The organism is Streptomyces sp. NPDC047315 (assembly GCF_040643215.1).
Taxonomy (GTDB): Bacteria; Actinomycetota; Actinomycetes; order Streptomycetales; family Streptomycetaceae; genus Streptomyces.
In genome coordinates, this window is the sequence record NZ_JBEYTZ010000059.1 from 1 (window position 1) to 23380 (window position 23380).

Below are 23380 nucleotides of genomic sequence, written 5' to 3' on the forward strand. Positions count from 1 at the left end.
GGGGACACCGAAGCCCCCGGCCGGGCGCCGGCGCACCTGCGGGAAGGCCGCGCGGGCCTTCGGACCGCGGGCCCCCGCTGCCTCGGCCACGGCCGTGATGTCCCGCCCTGGCCGCCTCGTGACGATGGAGCGAGGAGGTCAACGATGTCTATTCGGATCAGCAAGGAATTCCACTTCTCCGCCAGCCACCGGCTGGACGGGCTGCCGCAGGACCGCCCCTGCGGTCGGCTGCACGGCCACCACTACGTCGTCGAGCTGGAGCTGAGCGCCGCGGCGGACGGCCTGGACGCGACCGGTTTCGTGCGCGACCACGGCGACCTGTCAGCGTTCGGCCGGTGGCTGGACGGCCGGGTCGACCACCGACACCTCAACGACGTGCTCGGGGACCACGACCCCTCCGCCGAGAACCTGGCGCGCTGGCTGTACGAGCGCTGGAGCGACGAGTACCCCGAACTCAGTTCGGTGCGCGTCAGCGAGACCCCCAAGACGTGAGCGGAGTACCGCCCGTGAACGCCGAGGGGCGCCCCGGCGGACACGGGGGAGGGGGTGGTCGCGCCGTGGAACCGAAGCTCGTCGTGAACGAGATCTTCGGCCCCACTTGAGGACCGTGCAGGGCGAGGGCCCCTCGGCGGGGCATCCACACGCCCGCGCTGATGACCTCTTCCGTCTTCCACGGCGCGCTTCGAGCAGGACGGACCGGCCCGAGCGCGTCCGTGTCTCCTCGTGCAAGGACGCGGGTCGTTCAGGGTGCGCTGAACTGCGTGACGCCGTCGACGTACCGGGTGGGGTCGGCGACGCCCGCCTCCTGGAAGGCTTCGCGCCGCTCGTAGCAGGTGCCGCAGGTGCCGCAGGTCCCGCAGTGCACCTCGCCGGCCTTGTAGCAGGACCAACTGTGCTCCAGCGGAGCGCCCAGCCGGGTGCCGTGGGCGGCGATCCGACGGGCGGCGTCGATCTCCTGGCGGTGCCGCTGCCCGTAGTCCACGGTCACCGCGACCAGTTCGTGGCGCAGGGCCGCGTGGTGCGTCATCAGGGTGGTGGAGTCCATGCCTCCCGACAGCACGACCACGACCGCGGTCGAGTCGACGGAGTCGGGCTTCCCTGTCACTGCGGTCAAGGCGGGTGCCTTTCGGAGCTACGGAGTCGGGCGTACGACGTGGGGTGCGTGCCGCTCATGCTCGGGGCCGGGGCGGGGCGCGCACATCACGGACGGGCACCGAGACGCGGGGCCTGCTAGGCCGAGAGGTGCGCCGCGCCGTCCCTTGTCCACGGAGTGGATTCTTCCCCGTCGTGCGCTCGACGGCCGGTCAGGCGATCTCTCGTCCCCCGGGGTGCCGTCTTCTCCGAACGGCCTCCGCGGCGGGAGGTGGCGCTGCCACCTGGCGCGACACACGCGCTTGTGTTAATGCAGCCGTCGGTGAACCGGTTCACCTCGGGAATCCGGATGACCGCCGCCCGTGTCGTCCGGCATGCTCGGTCCATGTCTAGCTTCGAAGATCTCGTAGCCGAAGGCGCGGCTGTCCCCACGGAGGGCTGGGACTTCTCCTGGTTCGACGGACGCGCGACCGAGGAACGCCCGTCCTGGGGGTACGCGGGACTGCTCGCGGAACGGATGGCACGGGCGGATGCGGCGCTTGACGTCCAGACCGGCGGGGGCGAAGTGCTCGCCTCGGTGCCCGTCACGCCGCCGACCCTGAGGGCGACGGAGTCCTGGCCGCCGAACGTGGACATCGCCCGACGCCGACTGGCGGAGCGCGGCGGCACGGTGGTTGAGGTCGAGGACCCGGCCGACCTGCCGTTCCCCTCCGACCACTTCGACCTGGTGGTGAGCCGGCACCCGGTGGCCACCCGCTGGGACGAGGTCCACCGGGTGCTGCGTCCGACCGGCTCGTACCTCTCCCAGCAGGTGGGACCGGGCAGCGTGCGCGAGTTGACCGACTTCATGATGGGGCCGGGCGCCGTGGCGCCCCACCGGCCCCTTCCCGAATTCGCGACCTCGGCCGGGACGAGCGCGATGGCCACCGTCGCCGTGGCGGAGGCGGCGGGGCTTGAGGTGGTGACCGTGCGTCAAGAAGCGCTGCGGATGGAGTTCCACGACGTCGCGGCGGTGGTGCACTTCCTGCGGAAGGTCATCTGGATCGTGCCGGGCTTCACGGTGGACGAGTACCGCGACCGGCTGGCGGAACTCCACGACTTCACACGGCGCCACGGGCCCTTCGTCGCCCACTCCCAGCGCTTCCTCATCGAGGCGAGGAAGGGCTGACCGGTGGGCGGAGCCCCGTGCCCCCGCCCACCGGTCCGCCGCGTTGCTACCCCGCTCCCCAGGTGACGGGGAGTTCGTTGACCCCGTAGATGTTGGTGTGGTCGCGCATCGGCACGTCCTTCGCCGGCACAGCCAGTCGCAGCGTCGGGAAGCGGGTCAGCAGCGCCGGGATGGCGACGCGCATCTCCACCCGGGCCAGTTGCTGTCCCAGGCACTGGTGGATGCCGTGGCCGAAGCCCAGGTGCCCGCCGGCCGCGCGGCGCAGGTCGAGAGCGTCGGGCTCGGGGAAGCGCTCGGGGTCGCGGTTGGCCGCCTCGACGGAGAGGGTGACGGACTCCCCGGCCTTGATCAGGTGCCCGCCCAGCCGTACGTCCTCCAGGGCGGCCCGCACCCCCGTCTGCGCGATGGTCAGATAGCGCATCAACTCCTCGACCGCACCGTCCACGAGGTCCGGATCGCCGCGCAGGGCGGCGAGTTGCTCCGGGTGGCACAGCAGGGCGAAGGTGCCGTGCGCGATCATGTTGGCGGTGGTGTCGAGGCCGGCCGCCAGGAGGAAGCCCGCGACGCCGGCGAGTTCGTCGTCCGTCAGGTCGCTGGTGGTCAGATCGCTGAGCACGTCGTCGGTCGGCTCGGCGCGCTTGCTGAGGACCAGTGCCCGGACGTACTCCTGGAGCGCGAGGTAGGAGGTGGTGCGCTCCTCGTCGCTGGCGGACAGGTCCATCAGCGGCAAGGTGTGGCCCTGGAGGAGCTCCCGATCGGAGGTCGGGACGCCCAACAGCTCGCAGATCACCAGCGCGGGCACGGGTTGAGCGAACGTTCGCACCAGGTCGACGGCGGGTCCCTCGCGCTCCATGAAGTCCAGCTGCGCCGCGGTGATCTCCTCGACGCGGTCGGTCAGTTGGCTCATCCGCCGTACCGTGAACTTGCCGGCGAGCAGCTTGCGGTAGCGGGTGTGTTCGGGGGCGTCGATGCCCGTCAAGTCGCCCAGTGCCGCCGGCGGGAGGCCGTCCTCGTACGGGCCCGGCAGCGGGAAGTGGATCAGCTCGTACCGTGAACTGAACCGCTGGTCGCCGAGGATCGCGCGGACCGTGGAGTAGCCCGTGGCCAGCCAGCCGAGGTGTCCGTCGGGGTAGGTCATCCGGCGCAGCGGTTGCTCTTCGCGGTGGCGTGCCAGCTCGGCGGGCGGGTCGAAGGGGCAGCCCGGAGGGCGGTTGACCGGTAAGCCGGGCAGGGGGCTCGCTTCCCCCAGTGGGTCGGTGGTCCTCGTCGGCGCTTCGTCGTGCACGCGTGTCCTCCTATATGGGGTCGGAAGGCGGCTACCGGCGCGGTGAACGCAACGGTGCAGCGAAGATCGAGCACGCGGATCTAGTGCCATCGAGGTGCCATGCTAGATCAATGTGGCACCGATGTCATCCAAGTGATGCCACCATGGCGCCGGCCTGCTAGTTTCCTCATTCTTGGGTCCTGGGGTCGCTCAATGGGGACTTCGCCGCCTGTTGGTGGTGTCGCTTCCTGGGCATTCCAAGCTGCCGTCGGTGATTGTGGTGCCATGTTTGGCGCCACCGACTTTCGTTGTCGCGGCGACGTCTGGGCCTCGCTGTGCGGGCGTCGCGCCATGGAAACTCGGACAAATAGTGACTTTTCCTCTAATTCATGAGTGAAAGCGGGTGTTGGCGGTCAGGTCGGGAGAGTTTGGCGCTCGATGGACCTTTATTCCGTGATGCAACCGTGATGGGACGCACATCACTTACGAGGCCGCTTAGTGGAATAGAGCCCGGGCGCGTGCCGTGCGGACGGGGACTGGTGCCAGGTCGCCCGCCGACGCACCCACTATCGCGCTTAGCAAAGAGGTCGTTGTCAGGCTTTCCCGCTGCCGTTAAGAATCTGGCGCACCGCCGCCACTGGAGCGCATCGCAGCTCCTGTCCGTGCGCGGCCTCCCCACTCGAAGGGTGCTTCGGCATGTCCACTACCCGTCTGCGCTTCCGCCGCCCGCTCGCGGCCCGCAAGGTCACCACCGGAGGGCTCGCCGTCGCCGGCGCCGCAGCGCTCGCGCTCTCCCTCGTGCCCGGTACGGCATCGGCCGCCACCACCACCGCCGCCCCGGCCTCCACGGCCAGCGCCGTCGCCACGGCGTACCCGAACAACCTGGACGGTTGGATCATGGAGGCCCTGGACGTCATGGCCGCCAACGGCATCCCCGGCACCTACGACGGCCTGCACCGCAACATCATGCGCGAGTCCAGCGGCAACCCGCTGGCCATCAACAACTGGGACATCAACGCGGTCAACGGGACCCCGTCGAAGGGCCTGCTCCAGGTCATCGACCCGACCTTCACGGCGTACCACGTCGCCGGCACCCCGAAGGACCCCTTCCACCCGGTCGCCAACATCGTGGCCGCGGCCAACTACGCCGCCGACCGCTACGGCTCGATCGACAACGTCTTCGGCGCCTACTGAGCCGTCCCCCTGCTGATCCGCCGGATCCGCCGGCGGCGACCCCACGGGCGCCGCCAGCAGCGGACAGCGGCCTCGACGGTGGCGCGGCTCACTTCCTCCCGACGACATCGAACCCGCGTCCGACTCCGTACGTGAAGCGGAACGGGGGAGAGGCGAGGACCGAAGCGAGGCGAAGGAGGAGGACCGTGCCGAGGATCGACGCCGGAACCGACGGGGACACCAGTGCCACCTCCCTGACCGACTACCCGGGCGAGGGGTACGCCGGCGATCCCGCGCCGTTACCCGGGGACCCGGTGGCGCGGGTGCGGCTGCCCAGCGGCGACCCGGTCTGGCTGGTGACCGGGTACGACGAGGTGCGCACCGCGCTGAACCACCCGCTGCTCTCCCGGGACGTCCAGGAGGGCGACCCGAAGGCCGGCTCCGTCCCGATCGGCGGATACCGGCCGGGGCACCGCACCCTCCAGTCGGAGGGCGCCGTCCACGCGCAGATCCGCAAGCTGGCGGCGCGCCCCTTCACCGCGCGCAGGATCGCCGGGCTGCGCGAGCGCATCCAGCAGCTCACCGACGAAATGCTGGACGGCATGGTCCGCGACGGGCCGCCCGCCGACCTGGTGGCGCACCTGGCGTACCCGCTGCCGATCACCGTCATCTCCGAGCTGTTCGGCGTCCCGCCGCAGGACCGGGCCCGCTTCACGGCCTGGTCCGACCGGATCGTCACCCTCGTCGGCATCGCCCCGCAGGAACAGGAGGACGCCCGCGCGCACCTCCACGCCTATCTGGGCTCGCTGGTGGCGGCGCGCCGGGCGGCACCCGGCGGCGACGTCATCAGCGGCTGGCTGGCGGCGCAGGACCCGGCCGACCCGCTGACGGACGCCGAGGTCGTACGGCTCGCTCAGACCGTCCTCATCGGCGGGTACGAGACGACGGTGAACGCCATCGGCGCGGGCATGTGGCGGCTGTTCCAGCACCCGGAGCAGCTCGCGGAGCTGCGCGCGGATCCCCGGCTGCTGCCGCGCGCGGTCGAGGAGATCCTGCGGTACCAGCCGCCGAGCATGTTCTTCCTGGTCCTGGTGGCCCGCGGCGACCTCGAACTCGGCGGGCGGTCGATCCGCCGCGGCGACGGCGTGATGCCGCTGCCCTTCGCCGCCAACCGGGACGCCGCACGCTTCGCCGCCCCCGACCGCTTCGACATCCGGCGCGCCCCCAGCGGCCACCTGGCTTTCGGCCACGGCCCGCACGCGTGCCTGGGCGCGGCACTGGCCCGCGCCGAGTTGGAAGTCGCCATCGGCACCCTGCTGCGACGCCTCCCGGACCTGAGGCCGGCGACGGACCCGGCGGCGCTCACGTGGCGGGAGGACCGGTTGGTGAACGGACTGCGCGAACTGCCCGTGGACTGGTGAGCGACAGGGCCGCCCAGGATCTCGTCTCCACGTGGCGCCGCGGTCGCGGAGTCAACAGGTCCCAGGCGAAGTGACGGGATGTCGTGCATGCGTCAGGTGCCGCATTGACGCCGCGGCGCCTCCGCGGTTGCATGCTTCACGGTCCTCCAGTGGAGATCTGGAGGAGAAACCGTGTTCTTCCTGGGGGGAAGATGAGGGGAATCGCGAACCGGAGCACCACGAGACGTGTACGGGCGGCCCTGAGCGCGGTGGTCGCCGTCTGCGCGGTCACCACCCTGGCGCCCACGGCCGCCACGGCCGCCACACCGGGGCCGACGGTGGCGACGGGCGGCCTCAGCGTCGGCGTCGAGCGGATCAGCGTGGCGACCGACGAGGGCTACGGTGCCGCCTCGATCACGCCCGACGGCCGCAGCGTCGTCTTCAAGTCGTTGAAGAACGGCCCTGGGCAAGCCGGCAACGAGGTGTACGTCCTCGACCGGCGGGCGGGGCAGACCAGGACGGAACCCGTCGTCGAGGGCTGGACCCCGACGATCAGCGGTGACGGGAAGCAGGTCGCCGCCAATGCTCCCCGGCAGGGGATGACCCCCGAGCGGATCCAACAGCATTCGTTGGACCTGGGCGTCCTTCCCGTCACCTGCAACCGCTGCAACCAGCCGTCGCTGAGTGCGGACGGCCGCCACCTCGCCTACGGCGTCCTGCGCTACCCGCAACTGGCCCGGCACGTCGTGGTCGCCGACCGCAACGGCGGTTTCGAAACCATCGCGTCCCTGAGCGGCGGGGCTCCGGCCCGGCCGTCCATCAGCGGCGACGGCCGCTACGTCGCCTACCAGGACCTCGCGTACCAGAACGAGGGCGTCCACCTGTGGGACCGGACCACCGGCACCACTTCAGCGCCGCTCGAAGGCCCTTCCAAGAGCGCGTCGCTCGTCCAGCTCAGCGACGACGGCAGGAAGGTCGTGTACCTCTCGGGCTCCGACACCTACGTCCACGACGTCAGCTCGGGCAGCGCCCAACTGGTGCCGAACGTGACGGGCGTGGCCATCGACCCCACCGGCCGCTACCTGCTGTACGCGCCGAACGCCACGGGCGGACCGTCGCTCGTCCTGCGCGACCTCCAGACGGGCGCCGACGAGACCGTCTCCGACCAGCCTGCCACGGCCGAGGTCGACTCGGTCAGCGCCGGCGGTCGCGACGTGGTCTTCCAGTCCGCGGCCGACGGTGTCGTCCCCGGCGACACCAACGGGAAGTCCGACGTCTTCGTCCGCCGCTTCTTCTGACCGTTCCGGCATTCGACCGGCCCCACACCCACCTGTGGTGCCGGTCGGCGTCAGGACAGGGGAGTCGGGCGGCGGGGCGGCGGCAGGGATCGGAGGAGTTCCCACAGCGGGGTCGAGCCGGCGGCCCACTCGCCGAGGAGGTGGCGGTCCACGAGGTGGAGCCGTTGGGAGCGGGCGAACTCGACGGCCTTGGCCGTGATGCGGCCGTTGGTGACCATGACGACGACGTCGCCTTGGTGGACCGGACGCCCCGTGCCGTTGAGGACGTGCAGATCGGGCGTGCCGACCGCGGACCCCTTGAGGCCGGCCCTGCGGTGCTTGCACTGGAGCACCCACAGCCGACCGAAGGGGTCGGTGGCCTTGACGTCGGCGCCGTTGTCGCCGGCCCCGCCCACGCGGATCGCGTCGGCGCAGCCGTCCCGGCGCATCAGGTCCCTCACGGCGTCCTCGAACTGGCTGTGGTGCAGGGCGTCGATCTGCGGCAGGGCGTAGCGCAGCCCTAGCTGTCGGACCCGTTCCCAGCGTTCGTTCTCACGTCGACGCCGCACCCAGACGACGCCCGCCACCACGGCGGCGGCGAGCAGGACGGCGATCACCACGGGGCGGTCGGCGAGCCAACGCGCCACGGCCACCAGCACGCTGACGGCGGAGACGAGCACCACGCACCACAGGAGGAGTCCGCCCGATGCGCTTCCGCGCCGGACCCGGCCGCGGCCCCGACTCCTGGACCGCGGCCGGGTGCGCGGCCGGTGGCCCTGCGGGCGCCGCCGAGCGGGGCGGCGCGCGCTCACCGACGCCTCCTTGCGTACCTCACACCCGTTCCCCTCACATCGTTCCCCTCGCCCCGGACCAACCCCGAGCGAGCGCTGAATTCGCGCCGGACCCATCGCCGCCCACCCGGGACTCCTGTGTAGCGGGAACCCGCCCCCGCGCACACAGGACTTGGGGATCGTTGACGGAAAGTGGGCCCGTGGCCGGATTCGGCGGCGGTGATCGCGACGAACGGCTGCAACGGGGGTGCCCTCTTGTGGATTGCGCGAACTCCCGTCAATCTTTGGTGCGGCAGCAGAAGTTGACATGCTCCTGACTTGTATGGGGTGCGTTCCGACGCGCCCGCGGACGGCCCCGGGCAGCCGAGCCCGGATCCGTTCGCACTCCCCCCACCAGCGCACCATCAACGAGGAGGAACCCTCAGATGGCAGTGACGCAGCACAACGGACCGCAGACCGCGGGCCGTTCGCGGCGCAAGCTCTCTCCTCTCGGCGCGGCCCTCGCGGGCGCCCTCACCCTGGGCCTCGTGACCGCGCTCCCCGCGACCGCCGCGCCCGAACCGCAGCGCGAAGGCCGGATCGTGGACGCCGGAGCACCCGGCGCCGTCAAGGGCAGCTACATCGTGACCCTGCGCGACGGCGGAGTGCGGTCCGCCTCTGCCGAGGGCAAGGCGCTCGCGAAGAAGTACGGCGCGAAGATCGAGCGCACGTACAGCACCGCGCTGAACGGCTACGCGGTCAGAGTCTCGGAGGCGCAGGCGAAGAAGCTGGCCGCCGATCCCGCGGTCGCCGCCGTGGCGCAGGACCAGACCGTGAGCATCCAGGCCACCCAGACCAACCCGCCGTCGTGGGGCCTGGACCGGATCGACCAGAAGCGGCTGCCGCTCGACCAGCGCTACACCTACCCGGACTCGGCGGGGCAGGGCGTGACCGCGTACGTCATCGACACCGGCGTGCGGATCTCCCACCGCGACTTCGGCGGTCGCGCCGTCAACGGCTACGACGCCGTGGACAACGACAACGTCGCGCAGGACGGCAACGGGCACGGCACCCACGTGGCGGGCACGGTCGCCGGCACGTCGTACGGCGTGGCCAAGAAGGCGAAGATAGTCGCCGTCCGCGTCCTCAACAACAGCGGGTCCGGTACCACCGCGCAGGTCGTCGCCGGCGTGGACTGGGTGGCCCGCAACGCGGTGAAGCCGGCCGTCGCCAACATGAGCCTGGGCGGTGGCGCGAACACCACCATCGACAGCGCGGTGCGCCGGGCCATCGCCGCCGGTGTGACCTTCGCCGTCGCGGCCGGCAACAGCAACGCCAACGCGGCGAACTACTCGCCGGCGCGGGTGACCGAAGCCCTGACCGTGGGCTCCACCACGAACACGGACGCCCGCTCCAGCTTCTCCAACTACGGCTCCGTGCTGGACCTGTTCGCCCCCGGCTCCGCCATTCCGTCCGCCTGGCACACCAGCGACACGGCGACGAACTCCATCTCGGGCACGTCGATGGCGTCCCCGCACGTCGCCGGCGCCGCGGCGATCTACCTGGGCGCGAACCCGTCGTCATCGCCCGCCCAGGTCGCCTCGGGCCTGATCGCCGCCGCCAGCACGGGCGTCGTCACCAACCCGGGCACCGGTTCGCCGAACCGTCTGCTGAACGTCACCGGCTGACGCCGCCGCCCCGCCGCACCACGATCTGGACGTGGCCGGCGACTGCCCGCAGCGGTCGCCGGCCACGTCCGTGCCGTCGTGGGGAAAGAGGGTCAGCCGCCGTGGCGTACGGGAGCGCCGACGGTGGTGACGGGTGAGACGGAGGCCGACGCCGCGGGTGCGGACGCGACGACCATGCGGGCGGCGGCCCGCGCGTCCCGCCGCTCCAACCGGCCCGCCCACACCGCACAGGCCAGCCCGGCGAGGCCGAGGGCGGCGCCCACCCAGGCGACCGAGGGGTAACCCCAGCCCGCCCCGATCGTCGCTGCACCCAGCGCCGGCGCCACGGTGTTGCCGATGTCGAACGCCGCGGTGTTCGTGGCCCCGACCAGCGTCGGGGCACCGGGGGCGAGGGTGAACACACGCGACTGGAGCGCGGGGTTGGTGACGTACCCCGCCAGCCCGAGGACGAAGACCAAGGCCACCGTGACGGTGATGTGTCGGGCCGTGAGGGCGAGCAGCGCGGACGCCACGACGAGCGCGGCGAGCCCGGCAACCAGGGTGCGGACCCCGTGCGTCTCGGCCAACCGCCCGCCGACGGTCATCCCGATCAGCCCGCCGACGCCGAACAGGGCGAGGGCCGCGGGCACCCAGCCCTCAGACAGCCCGCTCACCTCCGTGAGCAGGGAGGCGAGATAGCTGAAGGTGACGATCACGGCCCCGAAGGCGAACGCGGTGACGGCGTACGAGAGCCAGAGCTGCGGCCGGGCCATCGCCCGCGCCCGGCGGCGACCACCGCCACCGCCTTGCCCTTGGCGTTCGAGGGGACCAGGGCCACGGCGGTGGCCACCGCCACGCCCCAGAAGCCGGCGTAGGCCAGTGCGCTGACGACGCGGGTGGCGAAGACGAGCCCGTATCCGGGTGCGAGTGCGCCCACCGCGTGCGCGGCGATGAAGACGGTCTGGAGCGCCACGAGTGCGGTGCGACGCGGCCAGCGCAGCGTGGCGACGGCGAGCAGTGGCGCGCCGACGACCATGCCGATCGCGAAGGCGGAGATGAGCAGACCGGCGTCGGGTATGGAGACGCCGAGGTCGTCGGCCATGTCGGGGAGCAGCCCGGAGAGCATGAACTCCGAGGTCCCCTGGGTGAAGATGCCCAGTCCGAGGACGTAGACGGCCAATGGCATGGGTGTTCCTCCGGGGTGCGGGTGGGGCGGGACAGCCGAAACAGCGGGCCGGCACGCCCGGCAACAAGGCCGAGGGCTGGGCTCCGGAAGTTCGACGAAGCCCGTGCGGTCGGCTCGGCCATGGACGCCTTCTGGCGCCGCGGATACCGGGCGACCTCCACGCGCGACCTCAGCGAGAGCACCGGCATCGGGCCGTCCAGCCTGTACAACACCTTCGGCGACAAGCGGCAGCTGTATCTGCGCGCCCTGCGTCAGTACTTCGACACCCGGACCGCAGCGCAGACGGCGGCGCTGCGCGCCGCGGGGTCGCCCCGGGCCCGGATCCGGGAGCTGATGGCCGACGCCGTCGACCTCGACCTCGCCCCCGCTGGCGGCGGGCCCGCCGGCTGCTTCTCCATCAACGCGCTCATCGGGATGGGCCACAGCGACCCGGACATCGACGCCGAGTTGGCCCGGCACTTCGGCGCGGTGGAAGAGGCCCTGCACGAGACCGTCGCCGAAGGGCAGGCCGTGGGGGAGTTCGCCCGGGACGGCTACCCGGTCGTCCTCGCGCGCCGGGTGATGAGCACGTACTACGGTCTGCGGGTGCTGGTCCGGATCCACCGCGAGCGCGAGGCGCTGCTGGACGTCGTCGACAGCGCGCTCGACGCCCTGGGGCCGGCCGCCGCGCGGTGATCGTCGGGAGTGGACCTCACGCGCAGACCGTCACGCGGTGATCGACGCCCGCGAGCGCACGGCGCGGTCACGGGACCCGGTCCCGGGATCACGACTTCCTGTTGTCGCCCGGTTGACCCGTGCCCGATGATCTTCGGGCGGACGACCCGTGCGGATGCTGCGCCACCCCGGTCGTGCCGTTTTTCGCATGCCGTCCGAGGAGAGAGCCCGCCCCATGCCCCACACCGAACGCCACCGCCGCCAGCAGGAGAACGTCTTCAGCCGCCGGGCCGCACTGCTCGCCGGCACCGCCGCGGCGGCGGTCCCCGCGGTCGCCGTGACCCAGGGCGGGGCCGCGCACGCCGCGCCGGGCGCGGCCCCGACCGCGGGCGGTGCGGCGTGGATCGACGTGACCGCCGCGCCCTACGGGGCCAAGGGCGACGACATATCCGACGACGGCGCAGCGCTCCAACGGGCCTTCGACGCCTGCCCGGAGGGCGGCACGGTGTACGTGCCGACGGGCAAGTACAAGACGACGCGCACGCTGCACATCCGCCGCCGCAACATCACCGTCCGCGGCACCCACGCGGGCCGCTGGCCGTACGAGACGGCCGCGCCGTCCTGCATCAAGCCCATGTACGAGTCCTTCACCGGCCCCGCGCTGCTGCGGATCGAGGACCGCAGCGAGCGGGGCGACGAAACGGACGTCGACGGCGTCCGGTTGGTGGACCTGGCGCTGAACGGCGTGTCCCAGAAGGGCGGCGTCCACGGGCTGCACGCCAGCGGACTCGTCCGCGACCTGCGCATCGACCGCTGCACCTTCTGGCAGTTCTCCGGCCACGGCGTCTACGCGAGCCGCGTCACCCGCGCCGACGGCAAGGGCTACTTTCCCAAGGGCTGGCGCCTGAACGAAGTGACGTGCTGGAACCTGAAGCCCGGCGCGAACGGCTTCCACCTGGAGCCGCTGACGGACGCACAGCTCACCGACTGCCTCGCCGGCGAGTGCGACACCGGCTTCTACCACTACGCGCCCGGCGACGTCACGTACACCTCCTGCCGCAGCGTCTTCAACCGCAAGCACGGCTACCACCTCGACCGCTACAGCGACGGCATCGTCTACAACGGCTGCTCCACCGACCGCAACGGTGGCGACGGCTGGCACCTGAGCGCCCGCGAGGCGGCGAACCGCCCCATCCTGATGACGGGCTGCTACGCCCGCCGCGACGGTCGCTACGACGCCGACGGGGGCGCGGGCCTGCGGGTCGCGGGAACCGTGAAGACGCCCCATCCCCCGGTGATCGCCGCGGGTTTCGTGGCCACGACGGGCTGGAACGACGCGGGCGACGGCAAGCGGGCCCCCGCGTACGGGATCCGCAACACCAGCGGTCTTTTCACGTCGGTGAGCGGCGGATTCTTGGAGGGGGTGGTGGCCGGGGTGCTGGAGGAGGGCGGTGTGCTGGCGAGGGACGCGTCGGTGCGTGCGCAACAAGCGACTCCGTCGCGCTAGCGACGGAGTCGCAGCTCGCGGTTGCGGGGCCCCTGCTGGGGCTTGCCCGCGAGTCCGTCCACTCCGCAGCGGCCCGACTGCCCTTCGGGTGCGTTGGTCTGTGCGGCCCGGTGGTGGGTCGTTCGCGCAGTTCCCCGCGCCCCTGAACACCCGCGCCGTTTCCCTTTGGGTGCGTTGGTCTGTGCGGGCCGGTGGTGGGTTGCTCGCGCAGTTCCCCGCGACCCTGATGCCCTACGCCCTCCGGGCGTAAGGGCTTAGGGCGCCCCGCACAGACCAACACACCCGCAAGGTAACGGCGCGGGTCTCCAGGGGCGCTGGGGGTTTCCCGGGCCCGCAGGGCACAGGGGGCGGAACTGCGCGAACAACCCACCACCGGGGCGCGGAGACCAATGTTCCTGGGAGTTACGGCGGGTAGGTCGCGGGGGCGTTACGCGTCGCCTTGGGGGTGGAGGGCCTTCACGACCGGTGGGGACGCCAGCGCCGACTCGGGGGACAGGGCCGCGCCCCGGGCGAACGTCGCGGCGAAAGCCGGCTCGCCAAGGCGGGACCGCGCCGTTGACTGCGCGCGGTCGACGTCACCCCGCTCCGCCACCGCCAGCGGCGCACCCGTCGACGCGCGGGCGCCGTGTGCCGCGCCCAGGAGCAGCGCCGTTGCCTCGTCCGCGCCCGCCAGGGCCAGCGCGCAGGCCAGGCCTTCCAGGGCGAGCGCCACCGCCCGTAGGTCGCCGGTGGTGCGGGCGACCGCGTACCCCTCACGCTGCCGTCGCAGCGCCTGCGCCGCGTCCCCGCGCAGCTCCGCGGTGAAGCCGAGTTCCGCGAGCATCAGCGCGTTCCCACCCTCCAGGCCGACCTCCCGGTGCCAGTCGAGGACCTCCTGCATGTGGCGCTCCGCCGCGTCGAGGTCGCCCTCCCGGCGGGCGCCCAGGCCCAGCCCGATGAGGGCGTTGATCTCGCCGGAGCGGAAGTCCAGCGCGGCCGAGGCGCGCAGCGCCTGCTCGTGGTGGTCGCGGGCGGTCGCGAAGTCGCCCGTGAGGAGGGCGAGTCGGCCGAGCCCCGACAGCAGCTCGGGCGTCTGCGTGGAGAGCCCGAAGCGCCGCGCGGTCGCCAGGCCCTCCTCCCGCAGGCGACGGGCCGTCGCGTACTCCCCGTGGATCTCGGCGATCGCCGTCAGGGGGAAGACGAGCCACAGCTTCCCGCAGGCGTCGCCGAGGTCGTCGAACAGCTCCGCGCCGCGGGTCGCGTCCTGCTGCGCGCCCGTCAGGTCACCCCGTAGCAACCGCTGCATCGCACGGTCGGCGAGCGCTGCCGCCTCGCCCCACCGGTCGCCCGCCGCCCGGAACCCGTCGAGCGCCGGCCCGGTCAGCGCCTCGCCCGCGAGCACGTCGCCGGTGCCCTGGAGCGCGTGCCCGAGGAACCAGCGGGCCCGGGCGAGCGCCGTACCCGGGACGTCGTCGCCCCGTTCGCCGGCCGCCGCGGTCCCGTCCAGCACCGCGGTGATCCACGCCGCGCGCTCCGCACTGTCCCCGGCCATGATCGCGACCCCCGCGCGCAGCACGGCGACCCGGGCCCGCAGCGCCGTCGGGCCGCCCGGTGCGTCCAGGACGTACGCCAGGGAACGACGCGCCTCGGCGAGCCGCCCCCGCAGCACCCAGTACCACGACAGCGCGTCCACGAGCCGCAGGGCCCGCTCCGCGTCCCCCGCCACGACGGCCGTCTCCACGGCCCAGCGCAGGTTGACGTTCTCCGCGTCCAACCGGGTCAGCCACGCCAACTGCTCCGGGCCGCGCAGCAGCGGCGCCGCCGTCTCGACGAGCCGGCTGTCGTACTCCAGGTGCCGGGTCCGTACGGCATCCAGCTCGCCGGCCTCCCGCAGCCGCTCCAGGCAGTACGCCGCCACGGACTCCAGCAGGCGGTACCGGGCGCCGTCGCCCGCGACCTGCACCAGGGAGCGGTCCACCAGCCGGGCCAGCAGGTCCAGTACGTCGACCTGCGCCACCCCGTCGCCCGCGCACACCGCCTCGACCGCTTCGAGGGAGTAGCCGTCGGCGTGCAGCGCCAGTCTGCGCAGCACCGTCCGCTCGGGGTCGCCCAGCAGCTCCCAACTCCAGTCGATCATCGCCCGCAGGGTCTGCTGGCGGGCCGGCGCGCCCCGCCGCCCCGCGCTCAGCACGCGGAAGCGGTCGTCGAGGAGGCTCAACAGCCGGTGCACGCCGAGCGCGCGGACCCGGGTCGCGGCCAACTCCAGGGCGAGCGGCAGACCGTCCAACCGGCGGGTGACCGCCTCGACGGCGGCCCGGTTGTCCTCGTCCAGCCGGAACCCGGGTGCACCGGCCGCGGCCCTGGTCACGAAGAGCTCCACAGCGCCCTGGACGGACAGCGGCGGCACAGTCCACAGCGTCTCGGGCGCCAGCGCCAGGGACTCCTGGCTGGTGGTGAGGACGACCAGCCCGGGGGCCTCCCGCAACAGCCGCTCCACCAGGGCGGCGGCCCGGTCCACCACGTGCTCGCAGTTGTCGAGGACCAACAGCATCGAACGCCCCCGCAGCACCGCCGCGAGCCGGTCGTCCGCGGAGCCCGGCGGCCGGGCGCCCCACACGCCGTCGTCGCGCAGCCCGAGCGCGGCGGCCACGACCTCCGCCAGGTCCCCGCCGGCACCCGCCAGTTCGACCAGCCGGGCGCCGTCGGGGAAGCGGTCGGCCATCCGGTGCGCGACCGCCAGCGCGAGCCGGGTCTTGCCGACGCCGCCCGGCCCGGTGAGCGTCACCAGCCGACGGGACGCCAGCAGCCCGCAGACCTCCTCGACCGCCGCAGCACGGCCGACGAGGTCGTCCAGCGGCAGGGGCACCTGCGGGGCGGGGGCGTCCGTCCGTACCGCGGGCGGCGCCTGGCGCTCCGGTCGCGGCGGCGGACCCAACTCGGGGTCCTGCCGCAGCATCGCCGCGTGCAGGGCGACCAGTTCGGGGCCCGGATCGAGCCCCAACTCGTCCGAGAGGCGACGCCGGAACGACTCGTACCCCGCCAGCGCCTCGCCCTGCCGCCCGCCGCGGTACAGCGCCCGCAACTGCACCGCCCGCAGCCGCTCGCGCAGCGGATGGCGGGCCACCGGCTCCCCGAGTTCGGCGGCGACCGCCACGTGCTCGCCGCAGTCGAGCCGCGCCTCGGCCCGGTCCTCGACGGCGGCCAGCCGCTCCTCTTCCAGCCGGTGGGCCGCGGCCCGTACGAACGGCTCTTCGGCGAAGTCCGCGAACGCGGGCCCCCGCCACAGCTCCAACGCCGCATCGAGCAGCCGGACCCGCAGTGCGGCGTCGCCCTCCGCGCGGGCCCGCCCCACCAGCGTCCGGAACCGGTCGGCGTCCAGTGCGTCGACGACCAGCTGATAGCCCGGCGCCCGGGACGCCACCAGCTCCCGGCCGCCCGGCTCGACGTCCTCCAGCACCCGCCGCAGCTGCGAGACCTTCGCCTGAAGCGCCCGCAGCGGATTGCCGGGCGTGCGATCGCCCCACAGGTCGTCGACGAGGCGGTGGGAGGCGACGGGCCGGGCCGGGTCGACCAGCAGCGAGGCGAGCAGGGCCCGCACCTTCACCTCCGGGACCCGTACCGGCCGGCCGTCCGGACCCCAGACCGTGACCTCGCCGAGGACGCCGAACCCGATGCCCGACGTCCCGGCCGCCCCCGTTTCCCGTCCCAGCTCCCCGTGCACGCCGCCCCTCTCCCCGCCGACCACGCCACCAACTGCCGTCGCCACCCTGCCACACCGGCCCAAACCTGGCCCGAACACCACCCGAACACCATCCGAGCCGTTCCCGAGACGCCCGGCGCCAGTCTCTTCACCACGACCTCCCGCAACACGCGGCAGGCGAACGGAACAACCCAGGGAGAGACCATGAACCGCCTCAACGGCAAGACCGCCCTCGTCACCGGAGCCAGCCGGGGCATCGGCCGCGCCATCGCCCTGCGGCTCGCCGCCGAAGGCGCCCGCGTCGGCGTGCACTACGGCCGTGACGACGTCGCCGCGAAGAAGACCGTCGATGCGATCGAGGCCGCCGGCGGCAGCGCCTTCGCCCTACGCGCCGAACTCGGCGTCCCCGGCGACGCCGTCGCCCTGTGGGCCGCCTTCGACGAGCACGCCGACGGAGTGGACATCCTCGTCAACAACGCGGGCGTGGTGGGACACGGCACGATCGACGAGGTCACCGAGGACACCTACGACCGGGTCTTCGCGGTCAACGCCAAGGCACCCTTCTTCGTGATCCAGAAGGGCCTGGACCGACTGCGCGACAACGGACGGATCGTCAACATCTCCTCCGGCGTCACCAAGGTCGCCTTCCCCGGCATGACGGCGTACGCCGCCGCCAAGGGGTCGATCGAGGTGCTGACGCTGACCCTGGCCAAGACCCTCGGCCCCCGCGGCATCACCGTCAACGCCGTCTCCCCGGGAACCATCGAGACCGACATCCACCCCTGGATGGCCGACCCCGAAGCCAAGGCCGCCGCTGCCGCCTACTCCGTCTTCGACCGGGTCGGCCAGCCCGAGGACGTCGCCGACGCCGTCGCCTTCCTCGCCTCGTCCGACGGCCGCTGGGTCACCGGCCAGAACATCGACGTGAGCGGAGGGTCCGGCCTTGGCATCTGAGACCGCCCCCGCGGCGCCCCGCCACGCGCACCGCACGCTCCTCGTGCTCGCCCACCCCCGCCCCGACTCCCTCACCGGACAGGTGGCCCGCAGGCTGCGCGACCACCTGACGTCCACCGGCTCCACCGTCGACCTGCTCGACCTGTACGAGGAGGGCTTCGACCCCCGGCTGACCCCCGTCGACGAACCCGACTGGGAGGACCGCGACAAGCAGTACTCGCCCGAGGTCCACCGGCACATGGACCGCATCGCCGCGGCCGACGACATCGTCGTGGTCTTCCCCGTCTGGTGGTTCTCCGTGCCGGCCCAGCTCAAGGGCTGGATCGACCGGGTGTGGAACTACGGCTTCGCGTACGGCCGCAGCACCCCCCGACTCGCCGGCAAGCGGATGGTGTGGCTGGGCCTCGCCGGCGACACCGCCGACAGGTACGCGGCCTCCGGGCTCGGCGCCGCGCTCGACCTCCAACTCCGCGTCGGGGTCTCCGAGTTCTGCGGCATCGCCGACGCCACGGTACGACTGCTGCACGGCACCGAACTCTCCGGCATCCCGCCGCACCAGCGCCCCGCACGCGCCCTCGACGTCATCGCGCAGGCGGAGGCGGCCGTCTCCCACGCCCTCTCCACCGCCCGCGCACCCTCCGCAGCCATCGACACCCCCGACGACCACGAATTGCAGGTCCTGACATGACCGCCACCGCCACCCCCGTCCCGCCGCCCGGCGCCGGAGTGCGCCGCCCCTGGCTCGGACTGGCCGTACTCCTGCTGCCCGTCACCTTGATGACCGCCGACCTCGGCGTCCTGTGGCTGGCCACCCCCTACCTCGCGGGCGACCTCGCCCCCACCGGCGCCGAACTCCTGTGGATCACCGACATCTACGGCTTCCTCACCGCCGGCACCCTGGTCGTGATGGGGACCCTCGGCGACCGGATCGGCCGCCGCAGACTCCTGCTGTACGGCTCGGCCGGCTTCGTCGCGGCCTCCCTCGTCGCCGCGTACGCCACCAGCCCGCTGGTGCTCATCGTGGCGCGCGCCCTGCTCGGGGTGGCCGGAGCCGCCGTACTGCCCTCCACGCTCTCCCTGATCAGCCACATGTTCGTCGACGCGCGGCAACGGGCCCGGGCCATCGCGATGTGGGTCACCGCGCTGTCGGTGGGCCTGGCCGTCGGCCCGATCGTCGGCGGCGTCCTGTTGGACCACTGGTGGTGGGGGTCGGTCTTCCTCATCGGCGTCCCCGTGATGCTGCCCGTGCTCCTGCTGGCCAAGGCCCTGCTGCCGGAGTACCGCGACCCCGACGCGGGCCGGCTCGACGTGGCCAGCGTCGCGCTGTTCCTGCTCGCCGTGCTGCCGTTGATCTACGCCGTCAAGGACGCCGCCCACGGCTTCGGCGCGACGACCGCCGCCGCACTCGCGCTCGGCGTGACCTTCGCCGTCGCCTTCGTCCGCCGACAGAACCGACTCGCCCACCCGCTGCTGGAACTGCGCCTGTTCCGCAACCGGGCCTTCACCGGCGCGCTGCTGGCCCTGCTGCTCGGCATGACCGCCCTCAACGGCGTCGAGTACCTGGTGCCCCAGTACCTCCAGGCCGTCGCCGGCCGCTCCCCGCTGGAGGCGGGGCTGTGGCTGCTGCCCGGAGCGGCCGGCCTCGTCGCCGGCTCCCAACTGACCCCGGTCCTGGTCCGCACGGTCCGCCCCGCGGCCGTCATCGTCGCCGGCCTCGCCGTCGCCCTCGGCGGCTACGCCACTGTCGCCGCCGTCGAAGGAGTCGTCACGGCGTCCCTCGCCCTCGCCGTGATCATGTTCGGGGTGGCGCCGATCAGCGTCCTCGGCACCACCTTGGCCGTCGGCTCCGCACCGCCCGAGAAGGCGGGCGCTGCGGCGGCGACCGGCCAGACGGCGTACGACCTCGGACTCGCCCTCGGCATCGCCGTGACCGGCAGCGTCGCGGCGGCCGTGTACCGCGCCGGGGTGCCCGAAGACGCCCCGGCCGAAGCGCGCGACACTCTCGGCGGTGCCCTCGCCGCCGCCGAGCGGCTGCCGCAGGGCGCGGACGCACTCGTCGCCACCGCACGGGCGGCGTTCACCAGCGGACTCCAGTGGGCCGCCCTCGTCAGCGCCGGCTTCGCCCTGGTCACGGCGGCCCTGGTGTGGGTCCTGCTGCGGCACGTGCCGCCGGTCAGCGGCGACGCTCCTGCGGAGCGAAAGGATCCGGCGTCGAGCCGGTCCACCGGTGCAGCACCGCGCGTCCCGTCTGGAGTGTGACCCCGTCAGGGGAGCCCCCGGCGCTCTCGGTTCCCGCTTCGGCGACGTAGTGAAGTCCGTCGCCGAGCGGGACGAGCCCGTACTGCCCCGCCGACAGGTACCCGTGGACCCCGGAGGCCCCGTCGTGCAGTCCCGCCGCCACCAGCGAGACGAGACGGCCCAACTCGGGCCGCTCCTGGCCGCGCACCGGACCCCAGCGCGCCGACCGCTCGCCGTCCACGACGAAGAGCGAGTAGTTCGGGAACGCCGGCTTCTTCCCCCGGTACGCCGCCATCAGCCAGTTGCCGCTGTCGGAGTCGTACGCCAGATTCTGCACCCCGTACGTGGTGTTGCCGGTGTACGCGAAGAACTTCCCCGCCGGGGCGGCCGGGCCGCTGGTGTGCGGGGCGTCCTCGGTGAGCGGCCTCTCGTACCGGCGCCAGGAGGCCACGTCGTACTGGAGCAGCACCTGGTGGTCGTTGTCGGTGCGGGAGGAGTTCGCGTACACCCCGTAGGCGACGGTGAGCCGGGTGTCGTCCCCGCGGCCGAGGTCCGGGCCGAACGCGAGGCCGTCGATGCCGCTGCAGCCGTAGCGGTGGTCCGGAGTGTTGCCGGTGTTGCCGTCGAAGACGCCGTCGCCGTTCATGTCCGCGGAGTAGTCGGCCGCCACCTCCTTGAGGTGGACCGTGCTGAGCACGCCGGTGGTCTGGGCGTCCATGTCCATCCGGGTGATCCGGTCCCCGTCGAAGATCGCGACGTAGAAGGCGCTCGCGGTCTTGTACTCCAGCGAGCCGTACACCCGACCGTCGTCGGGGCTGACGTCCAGGTCCCCCAGATGGCCGGTGATGCCGGTGACCGAACCGATCGGTCTGCCCTTCAGATCGGTCTTCACCAACAAGTTGGTGAAGGAGAAGTACATGTGTCCCTTGCGCCGGTCCAGGGCCAAGCCCTGGAGGTGACCGGAGCGCCAGGCGCCGCCGTCGACGGTGGCGGGGAGCGTCGAGCCGTCGGCGGGCACGGGGTCCGACCCGGCGCCGTCGCGGGCGTGGGCGGTGCCCGCCAGGGCCGTCGAGGCGAATGCGGCGGAGGTGAGCAGCGCGGTGAGCCGGAAGCGCAGGTGCCTTCGCATGGGTCCTCCGAGAGCGTGGAGTGGGGGTGGGGCCTGTCTTGCGGATCGGGGGAAACGGTCCGTCAGGCCCGGCCGTGGGCGACCCGGGAGCGCCGGGCCACCGCGTCCAGGGCCACCGCAAGGAGCAGTACCCCGCCGGTGACCATGAACCGATACGCGGAGTCGAGATTCAGCAACGTGAGTCCGCTGGAGATCGACTGGATCACCAGGACGCCCAGCAGCGCGGCGAACGCCGTGCCCCGTCCGCCGAACAGACTGGTGCCGCCGATCACCGCCGCCGCGATCGCATTGAGGTTGACGTCCCCGCCGCCGCTGCTCTGGTTGGCCGCGGCCAACCGGGCGGCGGCCAGGATCCCTCCGATCGACGCCAGCGCGGCACACAGCACGAAAGCGGCCGTGAACACCGACTTGACCTGGATCCCGGCGCGCCGGGCCGCCTCCACGTTGCCGCCGACCGCGTACATCGCCTTGCCGAACGCGGTGCGCGACAGCAGGTAGTGCACCGCCAGCACCAGGGCGAGGAAGAAGACGAACATCCAGCCCACGCCCCGGTCCCGGTTCAGGTACCAGACCGCGACCCCGAGACCGACCAACAGCGCCAGGCTCCGGGCCGCCAGCAGCCGCCGGGAGACCGCGGGCAACCCGGCGGCGCGCCGCTCGGCGGCCCGCGCGCTGCCCGTTGCGTACAGCACCCCCGCACCCATCACGACCAGGGAGTACGCCAACCAGGGCGGCAGGAACTCCAACTGGGCGAAGTTCACCAGACCCGAGTCGAACGGCAGGTTGATGGAGCCCTTCGGCCCCAGCACCCACAGCTGCACCCCGAGGAAGCCGAGCAGCCCGGCCAGGGTGATGACGAAGCTGGGGACCCCGATGCGGTTGTGCACCTGCGCGTAGAACCAGCCGATCAGGCAGGCCAGCAGCACGGAAGCCCCCACCGCCACCCACGCCGGCAGCCCCCGGTCCACGAACAGGACGGCCAGCACCGCGGCGCTCAGCCCGCTGATCGAACCGACGGAGAGGTCGATCTGCCCGACCAGGAGCACGCAGACCACCCCCAGGGCGATGATGCCGACCGGGGCGCTCTCCAACGCCAGGTTCGTCAGGTTGGCGCTGGAGAGGAAGATCGGATTGAGGATCTGCATCACGGTCCAGATCACCACCAGACCCGCGAGGACGGGCAGCAGACCGAGGTCGCCGCCGCGCAGCCGGGCGAGGCCGGCCCGCCACGCGCGGCCGAGCCCGTCCCACCGCGCCACCGGCGGCTTCGGCCCGCCCTTGGTGAGGTCGGGCGGGGCGCCCTGCCCGGTCGCGGCCTGCGCCGCGGCGGTCGACGTGGACTTCGCCTCGGTCATGACGCGGCCCCCCGGTCGTTGGTGGTCGGCGCGGGGCGAAAGGCGCGGCGGCGGTCGGTGCGCCGGGTCACGACGTTGTCCTCGGCGCCCGTGATGGCGGCGACCAACTCGGCCGCGGTGGTCCGCAGGGCGTCGTACACGCCGTTGTTGCGGCCCAGGCGCAGCACGGCCACGGTGTCGGCGACGGCCTGCACGTCGGCCATGTTGTGGCTGACCATGATGACGCCGAGGCCCCGCTCGCGCAGCCGGTCGATGAGGTTCAGCACCTCGGCCGTCTGGGCGACGCCGAGCGCGGCCGTCGGCTCGTCCAGGATGATGACCTTGGGGTCGCCGAGCAGGGTGCGCGCGATGGCGACCGTCTGCCGCTGACCGCCCGAGAGCCCCGCCACCGGCAGCCGCACCGAGGGGATCTTCGCGGACAGCTCCGCCAGCAGGGCGCGCGCCCGCACCTCCATCGTCACGTCGTCCAGGCGCAGTCCGCGCAGCTCGCGGCCGAGGAAGAGGTTCTCGACGACGTTCAGGTTCTCGCACAGCGCGAGGTCCTGGTACACGGTGGCGATGCCCAGCTGCTGCGCCGAGGCGGGGGAGGGGACGGTGACAGCTGCGGCGGCGAAGCGGACGGTGCCGGCGTCCGGGGCGTGCACCCCCGACAGGACCTTGACGAGCGTGGACTTCCCCGCGCCGTTGTCGCCCACGAGGGCCACCACCTCGCCGGCGGCGACGTCGAGGTCCACGGCGGTGAGCGCGGCGACGGCGCCGAAGGACTTGCTGATTCCGCGCAGGGACAGCAGCGGTTCCCCGGGGTCCTGGCGCGGGGCGGGGAGGGGCGGGGACAGAGCGGACATGACCATCCTCGTCGTCGTCGGG

General features: G+C 72.9%; 18 protein-coding genes and 1 pseudogene. 11 read left to right on the top strand and 8 right to left on the bottom strand.

The features are described 5' to 3' along the window. The first annotated feature begins 144 nt into the window (after nt 1-144). Complete coding sequence (locus ABZ842_RS37000; protein ID WP_361547606.1) at nt 145-492, top strand: 6-carboxytetrahydropterin synthase; 348 nt, start codon at nt 145-147, stop codon at nt 490-492. Between the two features lie 250 nt (nt 493-742). Here the strand turns inward: ABZ842_RS37000 and ABZ842_RS37005 are convergent, their stop codons facing one another. Then, nucleotides 743-1105 carry a 7-cyano-7-deazaguanine synthase gene (locus ABZ842_RS37005; RefSeq protein ID WP_361547669.1) on the bottom strand — a complete coding sequence of 121 codons (363 nt, stop codon included), beginning with the start codon at nt 1103-1105 and terminating at the stop codon, nt 743-745. A gap of 372 nt (nt 1106-1477) precedes the next feature. On the opposite strand from ABZ842_RS37005, the gene ABZ842_RS37010 reads away from it, so the two are divergent. Then, complete coding sequence (locus ABZ842_RS37010; protein WP_361547609.1) at nt 1478-2260, top strand: class I SAM-dependent methyltransferase; 783 nt, start codon at nt 1478-1480, stop codon at nt 2258-2260. A gap of 46 nt (nt 2261-2306) precedes the next feature. Here the strand turns inward: ABZ842_RS37010 and ABZ842_RS37015 are convergent, their stop codons facing one another. After that, nucleotides 2307-3509, bottom strand: coding sequence for a cytochrome P450 (locus ABZ842_RS37015; protein ID WP_361547672.1), 1203 nt, complete (start codon nt 3507-3509; stop codon nt 2307-2309). Between the two features lie 711 nt (nt 3510-4220). On the opposite strand from ABZ842_RS37015, the gene ABZ842_RS37020 reads away from it, so the two are divergent. The 3 genes from ABZ842_RS37020 (at nt 4221) to ABZ842_RS37030 (ending at nt 7395) form a co-directional block, all read left to right on the top strand. Next, nucleotides 4221-4718, top strand: coding sequence for a transglycosylase SLT domain-containing protein (locus tag ABZ842_RS37020; protein ID WP_361547612.1), 498 nt, complete (start codon nt 4221-4223; stop codon nt 4716-4718). A gap of 185 nt (nt 4719-4903) precedes the next feature. Continuing rightward, nucleotides 4904-6118 carry a cytochrome P450 gene (locus ABZ842_RS37025; RefSeq protein ID WP_361547615.1) on the top strand — a complete coding sequence of 405 codons (1215 nt, stop codon included), beginning with the start codon at nt 4904-4906 and terminating at the stop codon, nt 6116-6118. Between the two features lie 191 nt (nt 6119-6309). Then, nucleotides 6310-7395 (top strand): hypothetical protein, encoded by a 1086-nt coding sequence (locus ABZ842_RS37030; RefSeq protein ID WP_361547618.1) that lies wholly within the window; start codon nt 6310-6312, stop codon nt 7393-7395. 50 nt (nt 7396-7445) lie between these two features. Here the strand turns inward: ABZ842_RS37030 and ABZ842_RS37035 are convergent, their stop codons facing one another. Then, entirely contained in the window at nt 7446-8033 is a 588-nt protein-coding gene (locus tag ABZ842_RS37035; protein WP_361547675.1) for a restriction endonuclease, read from the bottom strand. 557 nt (nt 8034-8590) lie between these two features. Between ABZ842_RS37035 and ABZ842_RS37040 the strand changes: the two genes are divergently transcribed. Beyond that, nucleotides 8591-9832, top strand: a complete 1242-nt coding sequence (locus tag ABZ842_RS37040; RefSeq protein ID WP_361547621.1) for a S8 family serine peptidase — start codon at nt 8591-8593, stop codon at nt 9830-9832. Nucleotides 9833-9924: 92 nt separating this feature from the next. Here ABZ842_RS37040 and ABZ842_RS37045 read toward each other — a convergent pair. Beyond that, a pseudogene (locus ABZ842_RS37045) lies at nt 9925-10997 on the bottom strand (MFS transporter). Nucleotides 10998-11117: 120 nt separating this feature from the next. Here ABZ842_RS37045 and ABZ842_RS37050 point away from each other — a divergent pair. Together ABZ842_RS37050 and ABZ842_RS37055 are read left to right on the top strand one after the other, a co-directional pair. Next, nucleotides 11118-11672 (top strand): TetR/AcrR family transcriptional regulator, encoded by a 555-nt coding sequence (locus tag ABZ842_RS37050; RefSeq protein ID WP_361547624.1) that lies wholly within the window; start codon nt 11118-11120, stop codon nt 11670-11672. 214 nt (nt 11673-11886) lie between these two features. Further along, nucleotides 11887-13158, top strand: a complete 1272-nt coding sequence (locus ABZ842_RS37055; RefSeq protein ID WP_361547627.1) for a glycosyl hydrolase family 28-related protein — start codon at nt 11887-11889, stop codon at nt 13156-13158. A gap of 427 nt (nt 13159-13585) precedes the next feature. On the opposite strand, the gene ABZ842_RS37060 is transcribed toward ABZ842_RS37055, so the two are convergent. Beyond that, entirely contained in the window at nt 13586-16858 is a 3273-nt protein-coding gene (locus ABZ842_RS37060; protein ID WP_361547630.1) for a BTAD domain-containing putative transcriptional regulator, read from the bottom strand. Nucleotides 16859-17041: 183 nt separating this feature from the next. Between ABZ842_RS37060 and ABZ842_RS37065 the strand changes: the two genes are divergently transcribed. From ABZ842_RS37065 to ABZ842_RS37075, 3 genes are read left to right on the top strand one after another with little or no spacing between them, the layout of a single operon-like run. Then, nucleotides 17042-17791: an SDR family oxidoreductase gene (locus ABZ842_RS37065; RefSeq protein WP_361547633.1), complete on the top strand. Its 750-nt coding sequence runs from the start codon at nt 17042-17044 to the stop codon at nt 17789-17791. Then, on the top strand, nt 17781-18479 hold the full coding sequence (locus tag ABZ842_RS37070; RefSeq protein ID WP_361547636.1) for an NAD(P)H oxidoreductase: 699 nt from the start codon (nt 17781-17783) through the stop codon (nt 18477-18479). The genes ABZ842_RS37065 and ABZ842_RS37070 overlap by 11 nt, the downstream gene beginning before the upstream one ends. After that, nucleotides 18476-20050 (top strand): MFS transporter, encoded by a 1575-nt coding sequence (locus tag ABZ842_RS37075; RefSeq protein WP_361547639.1) that lies wholly within the window; start codon nt 18476-18478, stop codon nt 20048-20050. The genes ABZ842_RS37070 and ABZ842_RS37075 overlap by 4 nt, the downstream gene beginning before the upstream one ends. Here ABZ842_RS37075 and ABZ842_RS37080 read toward each other — a convergent pair. The 3 genes from ABZ842_RS37080 to ABZ842_RS37090 all read right to left on the bottom strand — a co-directional run bounded on the left by ABZ842_RS37080 (nt 19965) and on the right by ABZ842_RS37090 (nt 23358). Beyond that, on the bottom strand, nt 19965-21158 hold the full coding sequence (locus ABZ842_RS37080; protein WP_361547642.1) for a hypothetical protein: 1194 nt from the start codon (nt 21156-21158) through the stop codon (nt 19965-19967). The two genes, ABZ842_RS37075 and ABZ842_RS37080, sit on opposite strands and share 86 nt — an antisense overlap. A 62-nt stretch (nt 21159-21220) precedes the next feature. Then, the gene (locus tag ABZ842_RS37085) at nt 21221-22513 is read right to left on the bottom strand and encodes a sugar ABC transporter permease (protein ID WP_361547645.1); all 1293 of its coding nucleotides are present in this window, start codon (nt 22511-22513) and stop codon (nt 21221-21223) included. Next, the gene (locus ABZ842_RS37090; RefSeq protein ID WP_361547648.1) at nt 22510-23358 is read right to left on the bottom strand and encodes an ATP-binding cassette domain-containing protein; all 849 of its coding nucleotides are present in this window, start codon (nt 23356-23358) and stop codon (nt 22510-22512) included. Before ABZ842_RS37090 ends, ABZ842_RS37085 begins: the two co-directional genes overlap by 4 nt. Nucleotides 23359-23380: the final 22 nt, after the last annotated feature.